The 22,860-nt window shown below is 41.4% G+C and carries 21 protein-coding genes; 12 read left to right on the top strand and 9 right to left on the bottom strand.

The features are described from left to right. The first annotated feature begins 3 nt into the window (after nt 1-3). Entirely contained in the window at nt 4-969 is a 966-nt protein-coding gene (locus tag HGR01_RS23485; RefSeq protein WP_045874224.1) for a 2-hydroxyacid dehydrogenase, read from the top strand. 153 nt (nt 970-1,122) lie between these two features. On the opposite strand, the gene hpsU is transcribed toward HGR01_RS23485, so the two are convergent. The 4 genes from hpsU to HGR01_RS23465 all read right to left on the bottom strand — a co-directional run bounded on the left by hpsU (nt 1,123) and on the right by HGR01_RS23465 (nt 4,748). Beyond that, the gene (hpsU, locus tag HGR01_RS23480) at nt 1,123-1,731 is read right to left on the bottom strand and encodes a hormogonium polysaccharide biosynthesis acetyltransferase HpsU (protein WP_369792193.1); all 609 of its coding nucleotides are present in this window, start codon (nt 1,729-1,731) and stop codon (nt 1,123-1,125) included. Between the two features lie 130 nt (nt 1,732-1,861). Beyond that, nucleotides 1,862-2,752, bottom strand: a complete 891-nt coding sequence (locus HGR01_RS23475) for a glycosyltransferase family 2 protein (RefSeq protein ID WP_045874226.1) — start codon at nt 2,750-2,752, stop codon at nt 1,862-1,864. 27 nt (nt 2,753-2,779) lie between these two features. Next, nucleotides 2,780-3,712, bottom strand: a complete 933-nt coding sequence (locus tag HGR01_RS23470) for a glycosyltransferase (RefSeq protein ID WP_045874227.1) — start codon at nt 3,710-3,712, stop codon at nt 2,780-2,782. A gap of 217 nt (nt 3,713-3,929) precedes the next feature. Then, a complete protein-coding gene (locus HGR01_RS23465; protein WP_045874228.1) occupies nt 3,930-4,748 on the bottom strand; it encodes a hypothetical protein in 819 nt (272 codons plus the stop codon). A gap of 211 nt (nt 4,749-4,959) precedes the next feature. Between HGR01_RS23465 and cobU the strand changes: the two genes are divergently transcribed. From cobU to HGR01_RS23450, 3 genes are all read left to right on the top strand, one after another. Further along, nucleotides 4,960-5,508 carry a bifunctional adenosylcobinamide kinase/adenosylcobinamide-phosphate guanylyltransferase gene (cobU, locus tag HGR01_RS23460; protein WP_045874229.1) on the top strand — a complete coding sequence of 183 codons (549 nt, stop codon included), beginning with the start codon at nt 4,960-4,962 and terminating at the stop codon, nt 5,506-5,508. Between the two features lie 165 nt (nt 5,509-5,673). Continuing rightward, on the top strand, nt 5,674-6,111 hold the full coding sequence (locus tag HGR01_RS23455; RefSeq protein ID WP_045874230.1) for a hypothetical protein: 438 nt from the start codon (nt 5,674-5,676) through the stop codon (nt 6,109-6,111). A gap of 272 nt (nt 6,112-6,383) precedes the next feature. Then, a complete protein-coding gene (locus HGR01_RS23450; protein ID WP_045874231.1) occupies nt 6,384-7,034 on the top strand; it encodes a response regulator transcription factor in 651 nt (216 codons plus the stop codon). 796 nt (nt 7,035-7,830) lie between these two features. Here the strand turns inward: HGR01_RS23450 and HGR01_RS23445 are convergent. Next, entirely contained in the window at nt 7,831-9,387 is a 1,557-nt protein-coding gene (locus HGR01_RS23445; RefSeq protein WP_096621755.1) for a sensor histidine kinase, read from the bottom strand. Nucleotides 9,388-9,982: 595 nt separating this feature from the next. Here HGR01_RS23445 and HGR01_RS23440 point away from each other — a divergent pair. Next, complete coding sequence (locus HGR01_RS23440; protein WP_071989461.1) at nt 9,983-10,672, top strand: SinI family restriction endonuclease; 690 nt, start codon at nt 9,983-9,985, stop codon at nt 10,670-10,672. Between the two features lie 14 nt (nt 10,673-10,686). Here HGR01_RS23440 and HGR01_RS23435 read toward each other — a convergent pair whose 3' ends face one another. The 4 genes from HGR01_RS23435 to HGR01_RS23420 form a co-directional block, all read right to left on the bottom strand. Then, nucleotides 10,687-12,120: a DNA cytosine methyltransferase gene (locus tag HGR01_RS23435; RefSeq protein ID WP_045873085.1), complete on the bottom strand. Its 1,434-nt coding sequence runs from the start codon at nt 12,118-12,120 to the stop codon at nt 10,687-10,689. Between the two features lie 165 nt (nt 12,121-12,285). Further along, nucleotides 12,286-12,546, bottom strand: a complete 261-nt coding sequence (locus HGR01_RS23430) for a hypothetical protein (protein WP_155539520.1) — start codon at nt 12,544-12,546, stop codon at nt 12,286-12,288. 117 nt (nt 12,547-12,663) lie between these two features. Further along, nucleotides 12,664-14,256 carry a helix-turn-helix domain-containing protein gene (locus HGR01_RS23425; protein WP_045873084.1) on the bottom strand — a complete coding sequence of 531 codons (1,593 nt, stop codon included), beginning with the start codon at nt 14,254-14,256 and terminating at the stop codon, nt 12,664-12,666. Nucleotides 14,257-14,940: 684 nt separating this feature from the next. After that, nucleotides 14,941-15,066, bottom strand: coding sequence for a hypothetical protein (locus tag HGR01_RS23420; protein WP_255325316.1), 126 nt, complete (start codon nt 15,064-15,066; stop codon nt 14,941-14,943). 350 nt (nt 15,067-15,416) lie between these two features. Between HGR01_RS23420 and fdxB the strand changes: the two genes are divergently transcribed. The 7 genes from fdxB to HGR01_RS23385 all read left to right on the top strand — a co-directional run bounded on the left by fdxB (nt 15,417) and on the right by HGR01_RS23385 (nt 22,585). Further along, nucleotides 15,417-15,710 (top strand): ferredoxin III, nif-specific, encoded by a 294-nt coding sequence (fdxB, locus tag HGR01_RS23415; RefSeq protein WP_045873083.1) that lies wholly within the window; start codon nt 15,417-15,419, stop codon nt 15,708-15,710. Between the two features lie 567 nt (nt 15,711-16,277). Continuing rightward, entirely contained in the window at nt 16,278-17,255 is a 978-nt protein-coding gene (locus HGR01_RS23410; protein WP_045873082.1) for a cytochrome c oxidase subunit II, read from the top strand. A gap of 233 nt (nt 17,256-17,488) precedes the next feature. Beyond that, nucleotides 17,489-19,171 carry a cytochrome c oxidase subunit I gene (gene ctaD, locus HGR01_RS23405; protein ID WP_045873081.1) on the top strand — a complete coding sequence of 561 codons (1,683 nt, stop codon included), beginning with the start codon at nt 17,489-17,491 and terminating at the stop codon, nt 19,169-19,171. A gap of 619 nt (nt 19,172-19,790) precedes the next feature. After that, nucleotides 19,791-20,378: a heme-copper oxidase subunit III gene (locus HGR01_RS23400; protein WP_045873080.1), complete on the top strand. Its 588-nt coding sequence runs from the start codon at nt 19,791-19,793 to the stop codon at nt 20,376-20,378. A gap of 151 nt (nt 20,379-20,529) precedes the next feature. Then, entirely contained in the window at nt 20,530-21,015 is a 486-nt protein-coding gene (locus tag HGR01_RS23395; protein ID WP_045873079.1) for a hypothetical protein, read from the top strand. Between the two features lie 375 nt (nt 21,016-21,390). Next, a complete protein-coding gene (locus HGR01_RS23390) occupies nt 21,391-22,002 on the top strand; it encodes a cupin (protein ID WP_045873078.1) in 612 nt (203 codons plus the stop codon). A gap of 91 nt (nt 22,003-22,093) precedes the next feature. Further along, a complete protein-coding gene (locus tag HGR01_RS23385; protein ID WP_045873077.1) occupies nt 22,094-22,585 on the top strand; it encodes an ArsC/Spx/MgsR family protein in 492 nt (163 codons plus the stop codon). Nucleotides 22,586-22,860 lie beyond the last annotated feature (275 nt).

Below are 22,860 nucleotides of genomic sequence, written 5' to 3'. Positions count from 1 at the left end.
CAAATGAAAATCTTCATTACTCGCAATCTACCAACTGATTTAGCACCACTCAATGCCTATGCATCTGTGGAAGTTTGGCCGGAACGTCAGCCGCCGCCTTATGAGGTGTTGCTGGCTAAGGTGAAGGCTGTAGATGGGTTGTTGTGTCTGTTGACTGATAGAATCGACCAACAGTTAATTGCTAGTTCCTCGCTGAAAGTTATTAGTCAAATGGCTGTGGGGTTCGATAACATCGATATCGCCGCAGCGACTGCACAGAAAATTCCGGTGGGACATACGCCCGGTGTATTAACTGATGCCACCGCAGATTTAACTTGGGCATTAATCATGGCTACTGCACGGCGAGTTGTGGAGGCTGATAGATTTACCCGTGCAGGTTTGTGGCGCACTTGGGAACCAGATTTATTATTAGGGCCGAATGTTGCAGGTGCTACCTTGGGTATTATCGGCTGGGGACGGATTGGACAAGCTGTAGCGCGTCGTGCCCAAGGTTTTGATATGAGAATACTATATACCAGCAACCGTAAATGTCAGCCAGAAGTAGAAAAGTGTTATGGTGCGGAGTTTGTAACGTTAGACACGTTATTGCAAACATCTGACTTTATCAGTATCCATACCCCAGGGAATCAAGAGACATATCATTTATTAAGCGATCGCCAATTTGCTTTAATGAAGCCATCGGCTATCTTAATTAATACCGCACGGGGAACGATTATCGACCAAGAGGCATTGTATCGGGCACTTTCCCAAAAGCAAATCGCCGCCGCCGCTTTAGATGTCACCGATCCCGAACCGCTACCAATGGATAGCCCCTTGCTAACCTTAGACAACCTGATTATCACACCCCACATCGGCAGCGCCAGCCGTCAAACAAGAGCAAAAATGGCAGACATTGCGATCGCAAACTTAATCGCCGGCTTAAAAGGCGATCGTCTTCCCTATTGCGTCAACCCAGAAGTCTACCGCTAAACCAATCCTTAGGGATTTACAAGAAATAAATTATTCCATCTTGTGGGGCGGGCATCTTGCCCGCCACGTAATCTGGGCGGACAAGATGTCCACCCCACAATAAATACTGGGATATTTTTTTATTTGGAAGTCCCTTACTCCATCAATTACGAACTACGAATTATCAACTATCCTAGGATATTGCGGACGGCAAGGACTACCTAAACAAACTTGTCCAGATGGCATGGAAGTAAAAACACTACTACGCGCACCAATCACAGCATTTGCGCCGATTTCCACACCAGGGGCGACAAAACAATCAGCTGCTACCCAAACGCCATTATTAATAGTAATCTTCGCTGTCTTCAAGCCAAAAGCCGGATCGCGCATATCATGGCTACCAGTACAGAGATAACTTTTATGGGAAATTACGCAGTGATCCCCGACGTGAATCTCATCCAGACTATAGAACACGACATCATCACCAATCCAGCTATAGTCACCGATAGTAACTTTCCAAGGATAGGTAAAGCGTGCAGTCGGGCGAATCAATACACCTTTACCAATCCGCGCCCCAAACAAGCGCAGCAACATACAACGCAGCTGATTTAACGGTTGTATAGTCAAAGGAAACGCGATCGCCTGCACCAACCACCACAACAAAATATACCAACCCGGTCGCCCTCTATCAAACCAGGATTGGTCATACTTGCGTAAATCGGCAAATGGGGCATGGGGCATGGGGCATGGGGCATTGGGCATTGGGTATTTGTTATTTGTCATTTGGTAATGGGTAATTGGTAATTGGTAATGGGTAATTGGTAATTGGGATTTCTCTTCATCTCCCTCATCCTCCTTATCCCCCTCATCTCCCTCATCCCCCTCATCCCCCTCATCTCCCTCATCCCCCTCACTACGATTTCGCCGTATTCAGCGTTCCGCCGCAGTCGCGTAATTCGTAGAGTTTGGCTCCGATTTGATATTCGTATTGGCTTAATAAACAGGCATAAACATAGCCAGCTTTGCCATCTAAAAAGCCGCGCTGAATAATGTAGAACAAAATAAACCGTAATAAAGGTTTAAATGGTAGACGTACCCAGACTTTTTTTAAGAAGCGTTTGCGTTGGACTGCATCACCAAATAAATGTCCGCCAATTGTGCCACCTTCATCTTGATTGGTGAGCAGATTGTAATAAACGCGGGCTTCCCAATTGGAATAACGATTGTGTCTTTCTAACCAGTGGTAAAGGTCGCGGAAATCTTCATGCAACATATCGTTTTTGAGATAGCCGACTTTACCATCTAAAACTACATGTTCGTGAACTTCATTGTCGCCAGTATTGGGAATATCTTCGGTATGCAGGTTTTCGTAACGCCCTTGTTTATGCTTAAATAACCGCAAATTCCAATCGGGATATTTACCACCGTGGCGAATCCATTTTCCTAGGAAAAAGACCCGACGATTGAGATAATAACCTGCATATTCATCATCTTCAATTACTTGAGCAATTTCTGCCCATAATTCCGATGTAATCCGCTCGTCGCAATCGACAATTAACACCCATTCATTGCGAAATGGCAGATTCTCTAAAGACCAATTCTTCTTCTTCGGCCAGCTACCATTAAATTTAAATTGGACGATATGAGCGCCAAAGCTTTCTGCAATAGCGACGCTGTTATCTGTACTTTGAGAATCAACTAGAAATACTTCATCAGCCATTTGCAAGCTAGTGAGACAGGCTGGTAAATTAGCTTGCTCATTTTTAGCGGGAATAAGTACAGAAACAGGAATTTTAGATGACATATAAGATTTAAAATAGATTTTTAGATATTATTTTTTATTTGCTGTTGATAGCAGCCCTTGAATAGCAGCATTTAAATAACCAATCTGACCATAAGCATAAACAAGCTTGTCAAAGCGTTCTGCTGGATCGGAAAAGTATTGCAATGCTTTATATAAACCGCGAATAAAGCGTTCGCCACCTCGTTGTAATTGGCTAATTCCGGCTTTCCCTGCTAGCTGTTCGCGGTAACATTCACTAATACCTTGCCACCAGCCGCGGTTTAAAAACCAAGAACGTTTTAGGCGTTCTGGTGCAACGTTGTGTGCCACTAAAGCTGCGGGAAGATAAGCAACTTGCCAACCTTTTTGCAGGGCAAATTCTGTCATTTGTAGTTCTTCATTGGATAATAAATTTTTGCCGACTCGACCAAGATGCGGATCAAAACCGCCAATTTCTTCCAAGAAGGAACGGCGTATACAGTAATTTAAACCTCTGGGTGTGAAACTCGGTTTATCAATATAAGTTGTGCTGTCACCCAAGTCGTATGCACCCAAATTTGCGGCTAATCCAGGGGATAGCCAGCGTGGTTGTTGTACATCTTGGGGCCATAAAAGAGTAACTTTACCACCAGCGATCGCTAGTTGCGAGTTATTTTTATAGGCATCATAAAATACTGAAAGCCAGCGATCGCTTGCGACTGCATCATCATCTAAATAAGCGAGAATCTCTCCACTCGCTAGTTTTGCACCCGTATTGCGCGCTACAGATAAACCAGTAGTTGGCTCAAAGACATACTTTAACCTAGGATTGCTGGCTCTTTGTGCTACAACTTCCTTAGTGCGATCGCTGGAGTTATTATCAACTACCAAAACTTCAAACTCAGCCGCAAAATTCTGTGCCAACAGACTATCAATCGCCGCACCTAAATAGGTGTCTCGATTGTGAGTACAAATAATGGCAGAGATTTGGATATCTGGCATAGGCATTAGTTATGGTGTTTATTGTTACTAGTTGTCTGTGGTCAAAAGTCTCAAGCCAACAGTCGCAAGTTATACAAAGTCTATAAAGCTTTGACTAATAACTAATGACTAATGACCAATGACTCATGACAACATCCAACCGTAACCTAATGCCGCTAATCTATACCAAAAATTTACTCCTACCAACCGAGTTTCTTCGGAAATAATCTTGAGAACTTTAAGCTTGCTGAACGTGGCTGTGTAATATTACCAGTGTTTCAGCTAATTGACTAAGGCGAGTTTCCAGGTATTGTTTGCGTCCTAAAAGTTGGCGTAATTTTTGATAACGTGCGATCGCCATACTTACCGATGGAACCTGATCGGGTGGACAGGGACGTGTCCAAACTTGGCCGGAAGCATCTACACCGCATAGACGGTAGCCTGTACGGGAAGATTGATAAGAAACTTTAGCACCCGCCGCACAAATTTCTTCTACATAATCCATCAGCTGCTCAACTTCTGCATGGCGTAATGTCGCTTTTCCGCCTTGGTCTGGTTCTTTGGTGTTGGATTCTAACCAGCCATTGACTATTGGCCCTTCTAAATAAACATCTTGAATTTGCTTGAGGATCGTATGTAGTTCCTTCTCCCAACCTACAACGGTTTCCTCAATATCCTTTAACAAATTCATTGCCAATCCCGGATTTGCACCGTGGCGATGGTTGCTGAAGCTGGGTGTTTTAAATTTCGGTAGGCTAGGTGTTTTACCACCGCTATCTTGTGTCGAAAAAGCCTGTACACCAGGATGGTGGGCAAATAATTCCTCTGAGTCAGAAAAGCTACCTTCAGCATCGGGACTGAGGTCAATTGTTTTTCCCTCTTTCTCTAGTTCCTCTGGTGAAGGATTCAGCACACTATCTGTAGATTCAGTTGTCCCAACGCTGATTCTAAAAGAGAAAGGCCGCTTTTGCGGATCACCTGTTTCTGGAGTATCGGCGCTACCTTTATTCCCTAAATCGTGTAGAGTTGCCTCAATGCGTTTCCAGCCTGTTTTCATAAAGATATCCTGAAATTTGCTGTCCCCAGTAGTGTTGAATAATTCACAATGGGGTTGTTGGGATTTTTGGCTTATGCCATTTGTGCATCAATGATGCTGGTGCTAATTTTATCTCTTTAGAGATATTTAAAACCAACAATCTCAGCCCTAACGGGAAAATTCAGTTCAGAAATTCTAACCTGAATCAATTAAAAATATTAAGGAAAAGGCTTTGGGTAAAGTGATCTTAATCACAGGGCCAGCGAGATCTGGTAAAAGTGAATGGGCAGAAACTCTAGCGATGCAGTCAGGAAAGACTGTTGTTTACGTAGCAACAGCTGTGTCAGACCCAGCTGATGAAGAATGGCAAAAACGCATTCAAAAACATCAGCAACGCCGTCCTCAAGATTGGTTAACTTTATCAGTACCTATAGAACTTACTGCTACTTTAGCTGATGCCAAACCAAACACCTGCCTTTTAGTTGACTCGTTAGGAACTTGGGTAGCTAATTTGCTTGAACAAGACGAAATTAGCTGGGAGAATACAATAACAGAATTTTTAGAGACTGTACAACTAGTTGCGGCAGATATGTTATTTGTTGCAGAAGAAGTGGGTTGGGGAGTTGTACCTGCTTATCCTAGTGGCCGTCAATTCCGCGATCGCTTGGGTATGTTAGTCCGCCAATTAGGAGTTATTTGCGATAGTGTTTATTTAGTAACTGGGGGTCATGTATTAAATCTCAGCATTCTTGGTGTGCCATTACCGCCCCCAGAAAGATAAGCGATTTACAATTAAGCAATATACTTAAGTGTTCATTGTTGAGTGCAGATGCGATGAATCTCAGACGCGATGAATCGCGTCTCTACAAGTGTTGACTAAATCTCTTAATTGTTTATTCAACATTGAATAATCAAAGTGTCAAATTTACAATCTAGAATTAGTTATATGGCAAACGAACAAGACGTTAAAAGATATCTGGCCTACTGGTTTCAGTTAGGCAGGAAGGTTATGGTTGGCAATGGCAAGGCAGAGTTATTGCCTCAACAAGTGCTGCAAGGCGATCGCTATAGTGAAGAATTTGAAGGCATCTGGCAACAAATTTGTCATCAAGCCGATGAGTGTCATCTAGAAGGAACTGATGAAACAATTGCGGAACTGCTAACACCAGCATGGGAAATGCTGCCTTGTAGTCGTTGCGAAATGCCAGTACCAATGCGGAACCTTGGTATGCCAGCTTTGTCTTGTCCCTGCAATACTTTACCAAACTGGCCTAATAGCGAACTACCGCAACCACGTAACCCTATCAGTACCCAAGAGCAACTTCAGATAATTCGCGATCGCCTTTGGCAGAAGGTGCATTCATCAAGCACTGTTGCAGATTAAGTCAACCCCTACAGATAATTCTTAATTTAAATTAATCATCCCACGGAGTAATTCGGGGGCTGGGTGTTGTCGCTATAGAGAAGCGATCGCGGTTTTTGGTATCCTAACTATAATCAAAGTCTCATCAGCCTTCATTTAGGCAGTCTCAATAAAAAAATTTCCCCACCATTGACAAAAGTCACAATAAAATTTTTACTCAGCACTCATTTACAGACGCGATTAATCGCGTCTCTCCAACTCAGCACTCAGTAGCACTTTCAGAGGTGTTCATCATGATTCGGCTGTTATTAGTAGAAGACCAATCTCTCATCCGAGACGGAATTAAAGTTATGCTCAACTTAGAGTCAGACTTGGAAGTAGTGGGAACTGCTGATAACGGTGAAACGGCTATTGAGCAAGCTACAGTTTTGCAACCTGATGTGATTTTGATGGATATTCAAATGCCTGTGATGGATGGTAAAGCTGCCACACGCATTATTTGTCAGCGCTTTCCTGGGATGAAAGTATTAGTCCTCACAACATTTGATGATGATGAAAATATCGCTGAGGCTATGCGCGCCGGGGCTAAAGGCTATTTACTCAAAGATATGCGATCGGAGGAACTAGCGCAGGCGATTCGGTTTGTGTATAAAGGTTTTACCCAAATGGCACCAGGGTTATTTGAGAAAATGCTAGGTAAAGCACCAGCTTCAGAACCAGTTAGCCAAGAAAAAACACCACAGCAGAATTTGGGTGGAATCACAAATCGAGAACAAGAAGTTTTGCAATTGATTGGTATGGGTGCAACTAATCGCGAAATTGCCGAGAAACTGTATATTTCCGAAGGTACAGTTAAAACCCACGTCACCAATTTATTTAATCGTTTAAATGTGAAAAATCGCTCACAATTGGCAATTTATGCTAATTCTATTTTGAATAAATAATATTCATATATAGCGATTTATATTTAATAATCTGATTTGAATCCTCAAAAAATCTCAATTGTAGGATGCGTTAGCGCCAGCGTAACGCATCCTACTGGCGTGTCTAACCTTAAATGTTGCACTAAAGATTAATTTTATCCGCACGGCAGTTGCTTCTCCCAAGGGGAGACGCTACGCGTAGCTTGCTTCCCCGTAGGGGTACAAGTCGGGAAACCCGCCCAACGCACTGCCTTGTTTATCTGCGGTTAATTTTTTCTAATCTAACGCACTATTTTAGTCTAGACACGCTACTACATTTCATATTGCAAAATCAAAGAAAATACTAAATCAAATAATGTTTGCGACACATCAATATATTCTAGAGGGCAAGGCAATGCCCATACGTATCAACTTAAGCTAAAAGCTATATACGGCGCGTGTTGTACAAATACCTCGCGCCCTCATCCCCTAACCCCTTCTCCCGCAGGAGAAGGGGAACTAAATCTCTTGCTCCCCTCTCCTGGTGGGAGAGGGGCTGGGGGTGAGGGCGAAACCTTGCACAAGAGCGGGTTTCACGTTAAGTTGACACCAATGGGCATTGCCTTGCCCCTACAATCTTTCACATTTTTTGTATAAGGGACTTCCAAATCAAAAAATATCCCAGTATTTATTGTGGGGTGGACATCTTGTCCGCCCAGATTATGTGGCGGGCAAGATGCCCGCCCCACAAGATGGAATAATTTATTTCTTGTAAATCCCTAAGGTAGGATGCGTTAATAACGCATCCTACATTGCAAAATTACATCACAAGTAATACTCAAATTTGAGACAGTAGACGCTGCTGAAATTGCTTGGCTTTGCTTGGTTCGGGGATTTCTGCCGCTAACATTTTTATGAGTTCCGCACGAGAAATTCTTTCAGAAGATTTGGCAACTTTTTTCACAATAAAAGTAGCTATTGGCCCAATAATTTCAGCTAATTTATGTTCGCATTGACATAAAAAGCTTGCAGAAATAGATTGTTCATCTGTATCTGAAGAATTGACAGGTAAATTCTTTGGTGTGGATTGAACTTCAGATTGAACCCAAGATTTCTTGATTACCAAGTTTGGTTGCTGGTTTAACTCAATTGAATTATCTGGCTCACGATGTACAGATAGTTTATCTATAACTTCCTGATGATTAAACATTGGTAATATTGAATTATTTTCAGATAATTCTGATGCCAATATTTCGATAAGTTCTTCTTGAGAAATATCAGGGTAAGATTGCAACAGCTTGTGAACTAAGAAATCAGCTATTGGGCCGATGAATTCAGCCAAAGCCTGTACAACTTGAATAATAAATTTGTGATTGCAGAGTGAATGCTCCGGCTCAATTTCTGCCTCATCAATTGACAACGGAGATGGAAACATGATTTTTTGTTCCCAATCAAAGCTTTCCTGTCCTTCATTCTCTGCAATGGGAACTGTATCAGGTAACTCTAAATTTAAATTTTGTTGGGGAATTATTCGCAGTAAAGTTGTATCCAGTGATTTTAAATCAAACTCTAATGCAGAAAGTTCTTGAATTCGAGTTGTCTCAGTGATTTGTAAATTAAATTCTTCTGTGACGTAAGCCTCTGCAATTGAAGTTTGATTGGCAGTTTGTAAACTATATTCTGGTTCTGGGCTTGGCTGTCTATGAACTTTCTCCTGTTCCAAAGGCAAATTAACCACAATCCAACAGCCATATCCCGGTTCTGTATCAATATTAAAATTACCTTTTAAAGCTGATACCCGTTCTTGCATTCCTTGCAGTCCAAATCCACTGCGGTTTTGCGAAATTTTGAATCCTTTGCCGTTGTCTTGGATGATCAGGGACAAATTTTCCCAGGTGTGAGTGAGATTAATCTCTACTTTTGTGGCTTCTGCATATTTACAAATATTTGTCAAAGCTTCTTGGATGATTCTGTAGAGAGTTTTAGCTACTTCTGGGGCTAAAGATGCAGGTATGTCAATATTGGTAGCAGGTACAATACCTGTAACGTGATAAAAATTTTGAATTAAAGAATCGATCAGCTCGGTTAACGGCTGTTCTAGAGGTACAACCTCGCGCATACTTTTGACAGTTTGGCGCACTTCTTGAATAGCGATCGCACCTAGTCGTTGAGCTTCTAGTAAATACTTTTCCGCTAGGGTATGATCGATATTCCAAAGTTTGTGCGCTGTTTGTAGCTGCACATTGAGAGTTGTCAGGGCGTTCCCCAAGGAATCATGAATTTCACGAGCAATGCGTTTACGTTCTTGCACTGCTGCTAAGTCTTCTATTTGCAGGAGATTTTGCAGCATTTGCTCACGGGCTATTGATATATCGCTATGATTCTCAGATACCACGGTATCCACCCACTGCAATAATATATGGTGACAGGCTACATACTTGCATCAGTGGCTACAGCGCATTTTCCTGATTTCTGTAACTATTGTTTACTTAGCGTTGCTGAATGCAAAAAGCAGTAGCTAAATACTATTATTAAACATTGGTTTAAATATACTCAGTGTAAATATTTATTGCCGACATCAGCCGCAGAGGAGATAGATTTGCGTTCAGGCGATCGCACTTTGAGTATTGTTAGGTCAATCAATTTGTTGCCTTGATAACTTTTGCTTGATGTAGAGGCTTGCAGGAGTGTAGGCTAGTGGGTGTCAACTTAACGTGAAACCCGCTCTTGTGCAAGGTTTCGCCCTCACCCCCAGCCCCTCTCCCACAGGTTGAGGGGAGCCAGAGATTTAGTTCCCCTTCTCCTGCGGGAGAAGGGGTTAGGGGATGAGGGCGCGAGGTATTTGTACAACGCCCGCCCTATATTGCTTTTAGCTTAAGTTGACACCAATGAGGCTAGTGGCGGCAGGCTATCACATCTTTTATTACTGGTAGCATTTTGTCTAATCAGACATGATATGAAAGGATGCTTGTGTCATAGAGGTTAGTACGGTGTCTTTCATTGAAAATGCAAACTCTGCTGCCAAAGAAGTCATGGATCAGATCGATCCAAGGTTATCTGTTAAGTATGCAACCGTGATTGAATTTCTCTGTGATAACCCAAATATGGCTGCTGCTGGACGTAGTAAAGACAGTTCCGAAATTGGAACCCTTAATTATATAAAGGCGCAAGCTTGGAATTTTAAAAAAGGTCGAGAGCAGAAAACTCCCGAACCACCAAAAACTATTCCTGATGAAATGGTGGGAATTATATTAAATCAGTATTTTAATGTTCCTGCGGATGAAATTCAAAAAGCAAAAGAATGGCATCTCCTTTCTATGGGTGCTGAAAATTTAGTTGGTGACCTTCTGGAAAGATACATAGCACATACTCTAGAAGATGAAGGTTGGGTATGGTGTTCAGGTTCGGTAGTTAGATCTGTAGATTTCATCTATCGTGACGAACAAAGACAATGGCAATCGTTACAAGTAAAAAACCGAGATAATTCTGAAAACTCCTCATCATCAGCAATTAGAAACGGAACACCTATCAAGAAATGGCATAGAACGTTTTCTAAAAAGCAAGGGGACAATTGGAAAAATTTTCCATTAACAACACCACATAACTTATCGGAAGAAAATTTCCAAAAGTTTGTCGAAAATTATTTGCAAAATCTGAAAAATATCATGTCTAACGATTGAACGATTTATGTAATTTATTTAAAACACTCGATGCCTGACAACGGTTTATCCTCTAAATTATGTTTGATGATGGTGGTAGAGGTTTTTTTCTCCCAGGAGATATCATCATTATTTTTATATCTTGAAAATGGAAAGTCTTGTGGAGGATGCTGGAATTGCCCACTCATATGAGTGAGAATTGTTTTACCTATTGCTTCTCCTAAACCCACAGGAACGGCGTTACCAATTTGCCGATATTGGTCGATGATTGAGCCATATACTATCCAGTTATCAGGAAATTGTTGAATACGCTTATATTCTTGGACGCTTAAAGGTCGATTGAGTACTGGATGGCAAATATCTGTTGCAGGCATAGCCGGATGGGTGACTAGGGTACAACTCGGCTTGTCCCAGGAAAGCCTTCTCAAAAACCCAGTTTTACCTCCTCCAGCATAGTAGGATTTTCCCAGTGCTTTCTTCTGCATCTCAAGAGGAAGGTGTTTCCAGTACTGTCCTTCTTGAAGCATTCGGTAATATACAAGTCTATTCTCTGGAAAATTCACGTACAATGCTTCTTCTTCTGGAATATTGCTGATTGCATCACGTAAAGTTTGCCAGGGTGGTAGTCCAAAACTACCATTTTCTGAATGGGTTGGGTAAAGGTAAGGAACCTTACCGCCATCGCGATGGCAAATCATCACAACCCTTTCTCTGACTTGGGGAACTCCATAATTGGCTGTGTTGTATAGATTAAAGCTGATATCGTATCCTCCCTGACGAAGAAGATTGATGATATGAAGTAAAGCACCTCCTGGTAATTCATCTATGCTCAAGGGGGGGTTATTTTCTCCTCGTTCTGCATGAGGTCGATGTTTTAGGGGTGCAGAAAGAAGACCACGAACATTTTCTATAACGGCGTATTTAGGCTTAATATCAAGAATTATTTCTATAAATTTTAAGAATACATTACCGCGTTTATCATTAAATCCACGGCGCGCACCCGCAGTTGAAAATGCTTGACATGGTGGTCCCCCAACAATAATATCAACCTCGTTTTTTGATATTCCTGCATATTCAAGAATTTCATCTGTTGTATAAGATGAAATATCTCCAATCAGAGCTATCTCCGGTCGGTTAGATATTATTGTTTTGCGACAATATTTGTCCACTTCGCACCCAAGAACAACTTCTATTCCTGATTTTTCTAAACCGAGATCAAGTCCCATTGCACCCGAAAAGAAAGATAGTGCTTTAATGCCTTTCCCGTGTTTTTTCTTGCTTTTGCGATCAGATGGATCATTAGTTTCTAACTTCGCTTGATAAGATTCTATGGAATCTGACATAATCACCCAGGTTTTACCAACTTGCTGACCAACGAGTATACCTTCTCGGAGCAAAGAGCGAATTCTTTGCTCAGAAAAGCCAAGTTTACAAGCGGCTTCTTTTGTGGATAGATATGGAACTTCCATACTTTCTCAGTCGAAACTTTTTTCATACCATAAGTAATACTATCTCAAAGATCATGTCAAACTGCTACCTAAGAGATAAAGTGTTGATAGTTGGCGGTTGACTGTTAAGAGAGATTCAACCCCATTGTGTGATTTATCCCTTGATGACTTAGCTGAAAAGGCAAGTTAAATTTTTGCAGGGCGATGCATTAACAATGTAGGGCGATGCATTAACAATGTAGGGCGATGCATTAACAATGTAGGGCGATGCATTAACAATGTAGGGCAATACATTAACAATGTAAGGCGATACATTGGCATTGTAGGGCAATGCATTAACGATGTAACCCCATGCATTAACATTGCATCAGGTGGCGTTAAGATAGCACGGCGATGTTTCGCCAAAATACCAGATGCTAATAAATCCAATACTACAAGGGATAGCATTTTGAACTCAAAATAGCTTTTGGGAAAAAGGTTAAAGGTTAAGGGTGAAAGGTGGTTTCTTTCCCTTTTCCCATTCCCCTTTTTCCCCTTCACCGAAAATGATTAGTACTAAATCCATCAAGCCATATTCAGTACTTTCCGCAAGAGCGCTTGGTCTTCTAACTTGACTTTTAAACGCCCATTTTCAATATCGCGAATCCAGCTTTGGCTTTTACCTGTCAACTTTGCCAATTCTCGCTGGGAGAGGTTGAGATTTTTTCGCGCTGCTAAAATCTGTTCGCCAAGTAAGTCGCTTGTGGTTTTGGGTTTTCTTTTGCTTCTATTAACGTTACGCCGTGATTTTTTGTCGGAGTCTGAGCTTTGTTGCTCCCATTCTGTCGGTAACTCAAAGGATAAAATCCGCGCATTCATCAGCAGATTCCATTTACCACGGGGGCCTGTGTCTGTTAGCCGGGTGTCGCCATTACCATCGTTTGTCCAAAATTCTAAGGCTGCTTCTGGATCTTCGGGGACATCAATTAACTTTGCCCATAATGGTTGAATTTCTATCGGGTAAGTAACTGGATCAAATATAGGTTTAATGCCATAGTGATTAAGCATTTCCAAGTCGCTTTCAAAGGTTCGCAGCAGACGTTTGCGTTCTTCTCGTTGTCTGGATGCTGAGGTGACTTTTGCTTCACCGTAAGCTACACGTAGCAAAGTAGGGACAGTAATGCGTTGTTCTCGCCCCATTTTGGTTTTAAACAGCAACCACAGCATCAGTCTGGCTGCGCCTTCATGTTGTTGCCAAATGCTCATAATAGTTGTGAGCAGGGTTTTTGGCAAAATACCATATTGATAGAAGGCGGTGCGTTCTTTACATGCTTGTTTATTTAAGAAATGCTGCGCCCAAATTCCCGCTTTAACTTTAAAAGTCAACCCCACTAAGTATTTGCATCCTTGCTTATCTTCTTGAAAGTGGTGTTCAATATCTACTAAATGCCATAAGCGGGTTCCAGCGACGGAGAAGCCATTAACTCTCCCTTGTTGGGGCCAGTCTATGGAAATAATTAGTGAGCAAGCTTGCTGCACTATGTTTTTCATTAAAGCTAGCTTGGCATTTTTGCTTAGGTCTTTGCGTTTTTCTAGTCCTAAATATTTCTCTAGTTGGCGTTCGTCAATGGAAAACTCTTGTTCCCAAGGTTGTTCTACTGCTGTAGCATGAGCTGCAAAAATCAGATGGATGCAAGTGGCTCTAATATCTAAAGCCTCAATTGCAGCAATGTCTGTAGTGCGAGTACTGTTATTTAATGCATCTTGGATATGAAATGCGATCGCACCTCTACCTTGATTAACTTGTCTACTATAGGATAAATACCCAGCTTCATCGATTTCCCAATGTAAGGAAGTACGCTGTGCTAGGACGTTACAAGCTTCCCAAATCACAATCGCTGAAGCAAAGGCGTTATTTTTACCATTAGAAAATAAATCTGGACTGGTAGCATCTCTTGGTTCTACTTTACATCTCCCCTTTTTTGCTTGCCACGGAATTGGTGATTTGATCGGACAGGCGGCTACACATTGCGGTTCGGGATAATAACCCTCACAATCGTTACAAAGACAAGGATCGATCCAATATTCATTGTTTTCGATTTTGATTGCACCCGTCGGACATTGGGGTCGGCAATTGTCACATCCAACGCAACTGTTGTTAGGAATTGTATACGGCATAATGCACTTCCAACTATACTCGTTGAGATGTTTGGCTCAAGTCTCCCCAGGATGTACCCTCTCTTTGAATGAGATTCACGACTCGCCACCAACTTATTTTGCTAACAAGAAAATTGTTTCTTGTTGGAGAAATTGCATCCATTTGGAAGCTATTTAAGGCTGTTCGCCTGAGCCTCTTGTTCAGCTATTACGCGCTTAAATTGGATATTGATTTGTCAGGGTCGTCATTGCTCATTCGTCCTTTGTCAACACAAATAACTAATGACTAATAACCAATGACAGCCTTAATGCATAAATTTACAATTCAGACGCGCCATAATTTATTTCTTTATTAACTATAATTTTCATAATCATATTGAGAAATTTGTTCACAATGAGCTTAGAACTGGTTTTTAGCAACTTTAGTTTTAGAGACTCAGAAGATAGATTTTCTTTGACCTTAAAATCTTAGCCAAACTGTTTTACTCGAACATCAGACCTTACTTTTAATGGTATTCAACTTATTTATTAATAATTTTAATATTTTACATTACTTTATGGTCTGCAATCATGATTACAGTTCTTTTCGTAAATCAAGTTTGCCAGATAATTTGGTTTAATGTGCAATAATCACATTCATTTTATTTAAATTTGTATCAACTGCTAATTTCAGATTATGGTAAAAAGATTGGGATAATAACTATTTTAGTTGTCTGGGCGATCGCTTTCAATATTCAAGCCATCTGTATCTCTCAACACTGTTATCTCAAGGTTTTCTGATTCAGCAAAAAAATCTTGATTTGACAAGGGCATAAATTGTATAAATACCACGCTTATATACTCATAAAAAAATCAGTTAGTTGATTTTATATTTTATTAATAACTGTATTTGGCTGATGGATTTACAGCAGCAGAACCACATGAGACTGTGCTAACTCACTTGATTTCAAGGTTTATTTATCAAAGTATAAAAGTAGGACAAAGATAATTCGATAATCATAGTTGGCAAAATATTGCAATTAAAAAAGTCAATAAACAAACAAGTAATACTTGATATAAGTCATAAAACTTTGATGATGCAAAAAACATTGTTTATTAGCAAAAATAGACTATTAAGATTAAGTTAGGATAACGATTAAAGCACAAACATATTTGTAGGCACAATTGCCGAGGATTTATTCATGGCACAACTAACAGGATTGACCTTTGGAGGTAAAACTTGGACTCCCAAATTCGCCCAATCAATTGATAAGGATAAATGTATCGGCTGTGGCAGATGCATGAAAGCCTGCGGGTATAGTGTGCTTGATTTGAAAGCGCTCAACGAAGAAGGCGAATTTGTTGAAGATGAAGATGATGAAGAAATTGAACGCAAGGTAATGGTTGTTGCTAACCCCGACAACTGTATTGGTTGCGAAGCTTGCTCTCGTATTTGTCCTAAAAATTGCTACACCCACGCTCCATTAAATAATTAATTATGAATTCGTAATTCGTAATTCGTAATTGCTGTTCAGATCCCCGACTTCTTCAAGAAGTCGGGGATCTAAATCTTTTCAAGTAACATTTTATCTACTGTTAACTAGGGTGTGATTGAATACTATGTAGTTATTTATGCTTTGCTACAAGAGATTTTGAATCGAAATTGGCAAAAAGTTCGTAGTAAACAATATTGTAAATTGCAAACTGTTATCTATTAACAAATCCATAATTGCGGCTCAGACAGTTAAATTAATATTAGAGCCAAAAGCGCTAGCCATGAATAGCTTTTGGTACAAATCATAGTATTTTTTATCATAAAAACAAAGATATTGTTTTAATTTTTTGGGGGAAAGGATGTGAAGACATTTGGAAAATTTTCCCAATTTTTATAGGGGTAAGTTACAAACATAATGAGAGACAAAATGGGGACTGGGGACTAGGGACTGGGGACTGGTGACTAGGGACTGGGGAATGTGAGAAATTAATTTCTAATCTCTAGTACCCAGTACCCAATACTCAATCCCCGATCCCCAATCCCAGCATTTACAGAGCAGGTAGTATGTATGGAACAAATTCCTGTTTCACTATGGACTCTGGTTGCTGGCATTATTGTGACAGCAATCAGCATTTGGATTGGTAATAACCATTCTCTACTGCCGGTAGAAGCATCGCTGCAAGCGCCTTTGGTAGATGGTTTTTTCAATATCATGTTTACCATTGCGATCGCTCTTTTCTTGGTAGTAGAAGGAACGATTGTAATTTTCTTGATTAAGTACCGCCGCCGTCGGGGAGATAATACCGATGGTGCGCCGGTTGAAGGTAACGTTCCCCTAGAAATTTTTTGGACTGCAATCCCAACGCTGATTGTAGTTTGTTTGGGCATCTACAGTGTAGATGTGTTTAACCGGATGGGAGGTTTGGAGCCGGCTGGACATCCTCATGGTGCGGCTCATGTGGCTGAGATGAAAGGGAGTGCGATCGCAGCTACTCTGGATAATTCATTAGCATCTACAGCAGCGCCTACCATCGGTATTGGTGCAACATCCACAACCCAAGATAAAGCAGCCGATTTAGTTGTGAATGTGACTGGGATGCAGTTTGCTTGGTTGTTTGACTATCCCAAGGAAGGAGTTTCCACTGGGGAATTACACGTACCTATTGGTGCTGATGTGCAACTCAACCTGTCAGCACAGGATGTAATTCACTCATTTTGGGTGCCACAATTTCGGGTGAAACAAGATGCAATCCCCGGAATACCAACACAATTGCGTTTCGTAGCCACCAAAACAGGTACATATCCCATCGTTTGTACAGAACTGTGTGGTGGTTATCACGGCTCAATGCGATCGCAAGTCATTGTCCACACACCCGAAGAGTATGAAAGCTGGCTAACAGAAAGCCAAGTTGCTCAAAAGCAAGATTTGCATCAAGCAATTGCAGTGAATCCAGCCGATTTATCCCCATCAGAGTTTCTCGCCCCCCACGTCAAAGATTTGGGAGTGAATGCAGCAACTCTAGAGTCAATGGTCATTAGTCATTAGTCATTGGTTATTGGTCATTAGTCACTAGTCATTGGTTATTGGTCATTGGATCAAAGACAAACCACAAAGGACAAAGGACAAAGCGCAAAGTCGGAGCGCCGGCTACCGGCGATCAGAACTTTGTAAGAGAGGACAAACCACAAATGACAAACCACAAATGACAAAGGACAAAGCGCAAAGTCGGAGCGCCGGCTACCGGCGATCAGAACTTTGTAAGAGAGGACAAACCACAAATGACAAAAGTAAAATCTCCTCAGAATACGCCACCAGATAAGAATCAGTCGCAAACTCTGGCGGTTGCTCATACTTCTCACCCCAAAGCGTGGAAATTGCGGGACTACTTCACATTTAACGTCGATCACAAGGTAATTGGGATTCAATACCTAGTGACGGCGTTTGTGTTCTATCTCATCGGTGGCTTGATGGCGATGGCTATCCGTGTGGAGTTAGCAACACCAGAAGCAGATTTGCTCGACCCCAATCTGTACAACGCTTTCATGACAAATCACGGAACGATCATGATTTTCTTGTGGATCGTTCCTAGCGCCATTGGGGGATTTGGTAACTTCCTAGTACCGTTGATGATTGGTGCTAGAGATATGGCTTTCCCCAAACTGAATGCGATCGCCTTTTGGTTAAACCCCCCAGCAGGTTTATTACTGCTAGTTAGTTTTATCTTTGGCGGTTCGCAATCTGGTTGGACAGCTTACCCACCCTTAAGTTTAGTTACAGCACCCATCGCTCAAAGTCTGTGGATTTTGGCGATTGTGTTGGTGGGAACTTCCTCAATTTTGGGTTCATTGAACTTTGTCATTACCATTTTGATGATGAAGGTTCCCAGCATGAAATGGGATCAACTACCTTTGTTCTGCTGGGCAATTTTAGCTACTTCCGTACTAGCACTTGTATCTACACCTGTGTTAGCAGCTGGTTTAGTGCTGTTATTGTTTGACCTCAACTTTGGTACTTCCTTCTTTAAACCAGATGCAGGCGGTAATGTTGTCCTTTATCAACATCTGTTCTGGTTCTATTCTCACCCGGCAGTATATCTAATGATTCTGCCTATCTTCGGTATTATGTCCGAAGTGATTCCCGTTCACGCCCGCAAACCAATTTTCGGATATAAAGCGATCGCTTATTCTAGCTTGGCAATCTGCGTTGTCGGTTTATTCGTTTGGGTACACCACATGTTTACCAGTGGTACACCCGGCTGGATGCGGATGTTTTTCACCATCTCTACCCTACTCGTTGCCGTTCCTACTGGCGTAAAGATTTTCGGTTGGGTAGCTACCTTGTGGCGCGGTAAGATTCGCTTTACCAGTGCCATGCTGTTTGCGATCGGCTTATTGTCCATGTTTGTCATGGGCGGTTTAAGCGGCGTGACAATGGGAACAGCCCCCTTTGATGTTCATGTCCACGACACATATTATGTAGTGGGACACTTCCACTATGTCCTATTTGGCGGTTCTGTATTTGGGATTTACGCCGGGATTTATCACTGGTTCCCCAAAATGACCGGACGGAAACTCAATGAAGTTTGGGGACGCATTCACTTTGGCCTCACCTTCATCGGTACTAACCTCACATTCTTACCGATGCACGAGTTAGGTTTGCAGGGAATGCCTCGTAGAGTGGCAATGTACGATCCCCAGTTTATTGATCTTAATCAGATTTGTACCGTTGGTTCCATCATCTTAGGAATTTCCGTGATTCCCTTCACCATCAACATCATCCAAAGCTGGATGAAAGGGCCTTTGGCAGGTGATAACCCTTGGGAAGCTTTGACCTTAGAATGGACAACCAGCTCACCACCAGCCATTGAAAACTGGGAAGTATTGCCCGTTGTTACCCACGGCCCTTACGACTACGGTCATAGCGATAGTGTGCCAGTCGCTACCTCAGAAGTTAGCGCTTAGGGATTAGGGACTAGGGACTAGGGATTAGGGACTAGGGACTAGGGACTAGGGATTAGGGACTAGGGACTAGGAGGAGAAATTTTGATGTTCATAGCATCTATCTGTAAATAGACCATGCACGCTGTAGGCGCATAGTATTGCTCATTGGTCAACTTAACACCAAACCCGCTTTGTGCAAAGGTTTCGCCCTCACCCCCAGCCCCTCTCCCACCAGGAGAGGGGAGCAAGAGATTCAATTCCCCTTCTCCCTGAGGGAGAAGGGGTTAGGGGATGAGGGCGCGAGGGATTTGTACAACACCCGCCGTATATAGCTTTTAGCTGCAAGTTGACACAGTTGAGCAATGCTGTGCCCTGAATGTGGTTTAAATACGTGAAAACTACCTCAAAGAAACGCTTACGCCTGATTCCTGCTGGAATTTTGAATTCCGCGTAGCGTTACTAGCCCCTTCTCAATACTACAAGGGATAGCGTTTTGAACTCAAAATGGGTTTTGGGGAAAAGGTTAAGGGTTAAGGGTTAAAGGTTTTTTCTTTCCCTTTTCCCATTCCCCTTTTTCCCTTTAACCGACAAGTATTGAGTTCCTTGTTTGTATGCAATTCATGACCACTACATAAATAATATGACCATCGCAACAACGAGCGAACATCACCAAGAACATCATCCAGATTTACGAGTTTGGGGATTGTTGACTTTTCTAGTTTCCGAATCCCTAATGTTTGGGGGATTTTTTGCTACTTACTTGTACTTGAGAGGTGGCGCAGCAGTTTGGCCTCCCGAAGGTACAGAAGTAGAGTTATTTTTACCTGCTATGAATACCATCATTCTGGTGTCTAGCAGTTTCGTGATTCACCTGGGTGATGTAGCGATTAAAAAGAATAGCGTCAACGGAATGCGGTTTTGGTACATCCTCACCGCAATCATGGGCGCAATTTTCTTAGCTGGGCAGGTTTACGAGTACGCCACATTAGGATACGGCCTAACTACCAACATCTTCGCCAACTGCTTTTATTTAATGACAGGTTTCCACGGTTTACACGTATTTGTGGGACTGTTATTAATCTTAGGTGTGTTGTGGCGATCGCGCCGCGAAGGTCATTATTCTGCTACCAAACATACTGGCATTGAAATGGCAGAAATTTACTGGCACTTCGTAGACATCATTTGGATTATTCTCTTCACTTTAGTGTACATTCTCACTTTATTCTAAGGGACTGGGTATTAGAGACTGGGGACTGGGTACTAGGAATTTTAGATTTTGGATTTTAGATTTTGGATTTTAGATTTAAACTCAATCCAAAATTGAATTGCCCAATCCCCAATCCCCAGTACCCAGTACCCAATCCCTAAAGGAGATAATTATGCAAGTTGATACTAATAAATTCTCATGGTTTCAAGTTCCAGAGGATGTCAAAGAGTTACTAATATTAGCTGCACAGACTTGGGAAAACACATCTGAATCTGAGAAATATATGCAACAAGCTGTTGCTAAAACTGGCGAAAATACAGATGTTTTAGTAGCAGCATATAGGTACTTTTATTACAAAAATAATTATTTATTAGCGCTGCAAACAACAAGGCAATTATTAGATAAAATTGAAGAAGCAGAAAAATTTCCTGATGACTGGGAACAACTCCAACCGATTTTAGTTAGTCGGAAAGAAGACCCGCAAATCAGGCTATATTTGAATGCTTATGCTGCTTCCGGATTAGTATTAGCCAAACTCGGAGATATCGAGCAGGCTAAAATCATCAGCACCAGAGTTAAGGAGATAGACAACAAAAACGATTTTGGCTCAGGAATTCTCCTAGATATTCTCACCCGTCCACCAGAAGAAGACGATTAAAGTTCGTAGTTTGTAGTTCGTAATTCGTAATTAAGATTTAACTTGGACATTCTTTTGTGAAGGCTGTCCAGGATTAAGAGTCAAAACTGTATCTTGACCTAATTGTGGATATTGTCTCAAAAATCCACATCAAATTTTGTCACTTCTATACATTGCAATAAAAATTACGAATTACGAATTACGAATTAGTAATTATTTGGTCACTCCAATGAATAATTATTTATCTAATAACTTCACTTCCTTATCTGCCATTCGGACACCTAGCTTGATTCCGCCGCCTCTAATTACTAATCCATCTCTTCCAACTCTTACTCCTATTAATCTTCCTGCTCCCGTAATCCCGCAAAATTCATTTCGATTGACGGTTTAAAATTTATGCAAGGTAGGGATTTTCTTGTAACTGGGGATGGCAAGTTACAACTGTGTAAATCTGCGAGAGCATGGGATTTTCTACGTGAGAATTATCGTCTTTATCGGTTTTTAACTGAGGTAGAAGATGTTCTTAATGATGTGGAAGATGAATCAAGCCGGCTACCAGAATTAAGAATGCTGGTTAGACGCTTGATTGTGAATTCCTACTGGGTACGTAGCCAATATTTAGAACCTGAAGTGAAAACAGGAACCTCTGTTTTACTTATGTATGATGAATTGGGCTTTCCTTTAACAGTGCAAACAGTCACATTTGCACCAGGGACATTATCCACAATTCATAATCATGGAACCTGGGGAATTGTTGCTATCTTAAAAGGTGAAGAAAAGAATACAATCTGGCGGCGAAATCCTAACCCCGATGCTGAACATAAATTAGAGGCTACGACAGAAGTTAATCTATTACCAGGAGATATTATTAGTTTTACTCCTGATGCAATTCATTGTGTGGAAGCAGTAGGTGATGAACCAACTGTGACTTTTAACGTCTATGGCGAAACCGATTCCAAAGAAAGATTTGAGTTTGATCCAGTGACTCATATTGCTAAAAAGTTTTAGAATTTACTCCGCAATTGAACTCACAAAACTCTGCGTAAATCTGAGTTTAAAATGACTAATCTCATCACAGATATAACCAGGAGATGATTCAATGGCTAAAGTAATTTTTTATGAAAAACCAGGCTGTAAAGGTGGTACTCGGCAAAAAGTTTTGCTGACAGCCGCAGGCCATGAAGTTGTACCACAAAGCTTATTAACAGAACCTTGGACAGCCGAAAGATTACGTTCATTTTTTGGCGATCGCCCCGTAGCGGAATGGTTTAATCGCAGTTCGCCCAGGGTAAAATCTGGAGAGGTGGTTCCCGAAAAGCTGGATGCAAACACCGCTTTATCCTTGATGCTGCAAGATCCGCTATTAATTCGCCGTCCGTTACTAGAAGTAGGCGATCGCCGAGAGGTAGGATTTGAAGTAGATAAAATAGACGCTTGGATTGGTTTACAGCCAGTCGATGAATCCTTCCGCGCAATGGCTGAAAATCTGATGGGTAAAGATTTACAAGGGTGCGTGGGTGGAAATCATGACCACCATCACGAAGGTGGTTGTAAAGGTCATCATCAAAACGAAGCTAGCTGTAGCCATTAAATACAGCAGATTCGATGTTTATGAGGTACAGCAACTAATTGAAAAAAGTAATGAGTAATAAGTAGTGAATAATAAGTAAATTTCCTACTCATTACTCATGATGTACCTCACTTACTTCAAAAGTGCTGTAAGTTAATAGTGAATTTGATAACTGTTAAATGTACCGTCCCTAGCCGAATTGCAAAGGGACGTTTTTGTGTGACGTGTTTTTGGATGTTGGGTTTCCTTACATCAACCTAATACCAATGCAAATAATGTTTGCGACACATCAATAT

This window comes from Tolypothrix sp. PCC 7712 (assembly GCF_025860405.1).
GTDB classification, from domain to species: domain Bacteria; phylum Cyanobacteriota; class Cyanobacteriia; order Cyanobacteriales; family Nostocaceae; genus Aulosira; species Aulosira diplosiphon.
The sequence above is the reverse complement of the archived record's forward strand: the minus strand, read 5'-3'. Positions and strand labels throughout refer to the sequence as shown.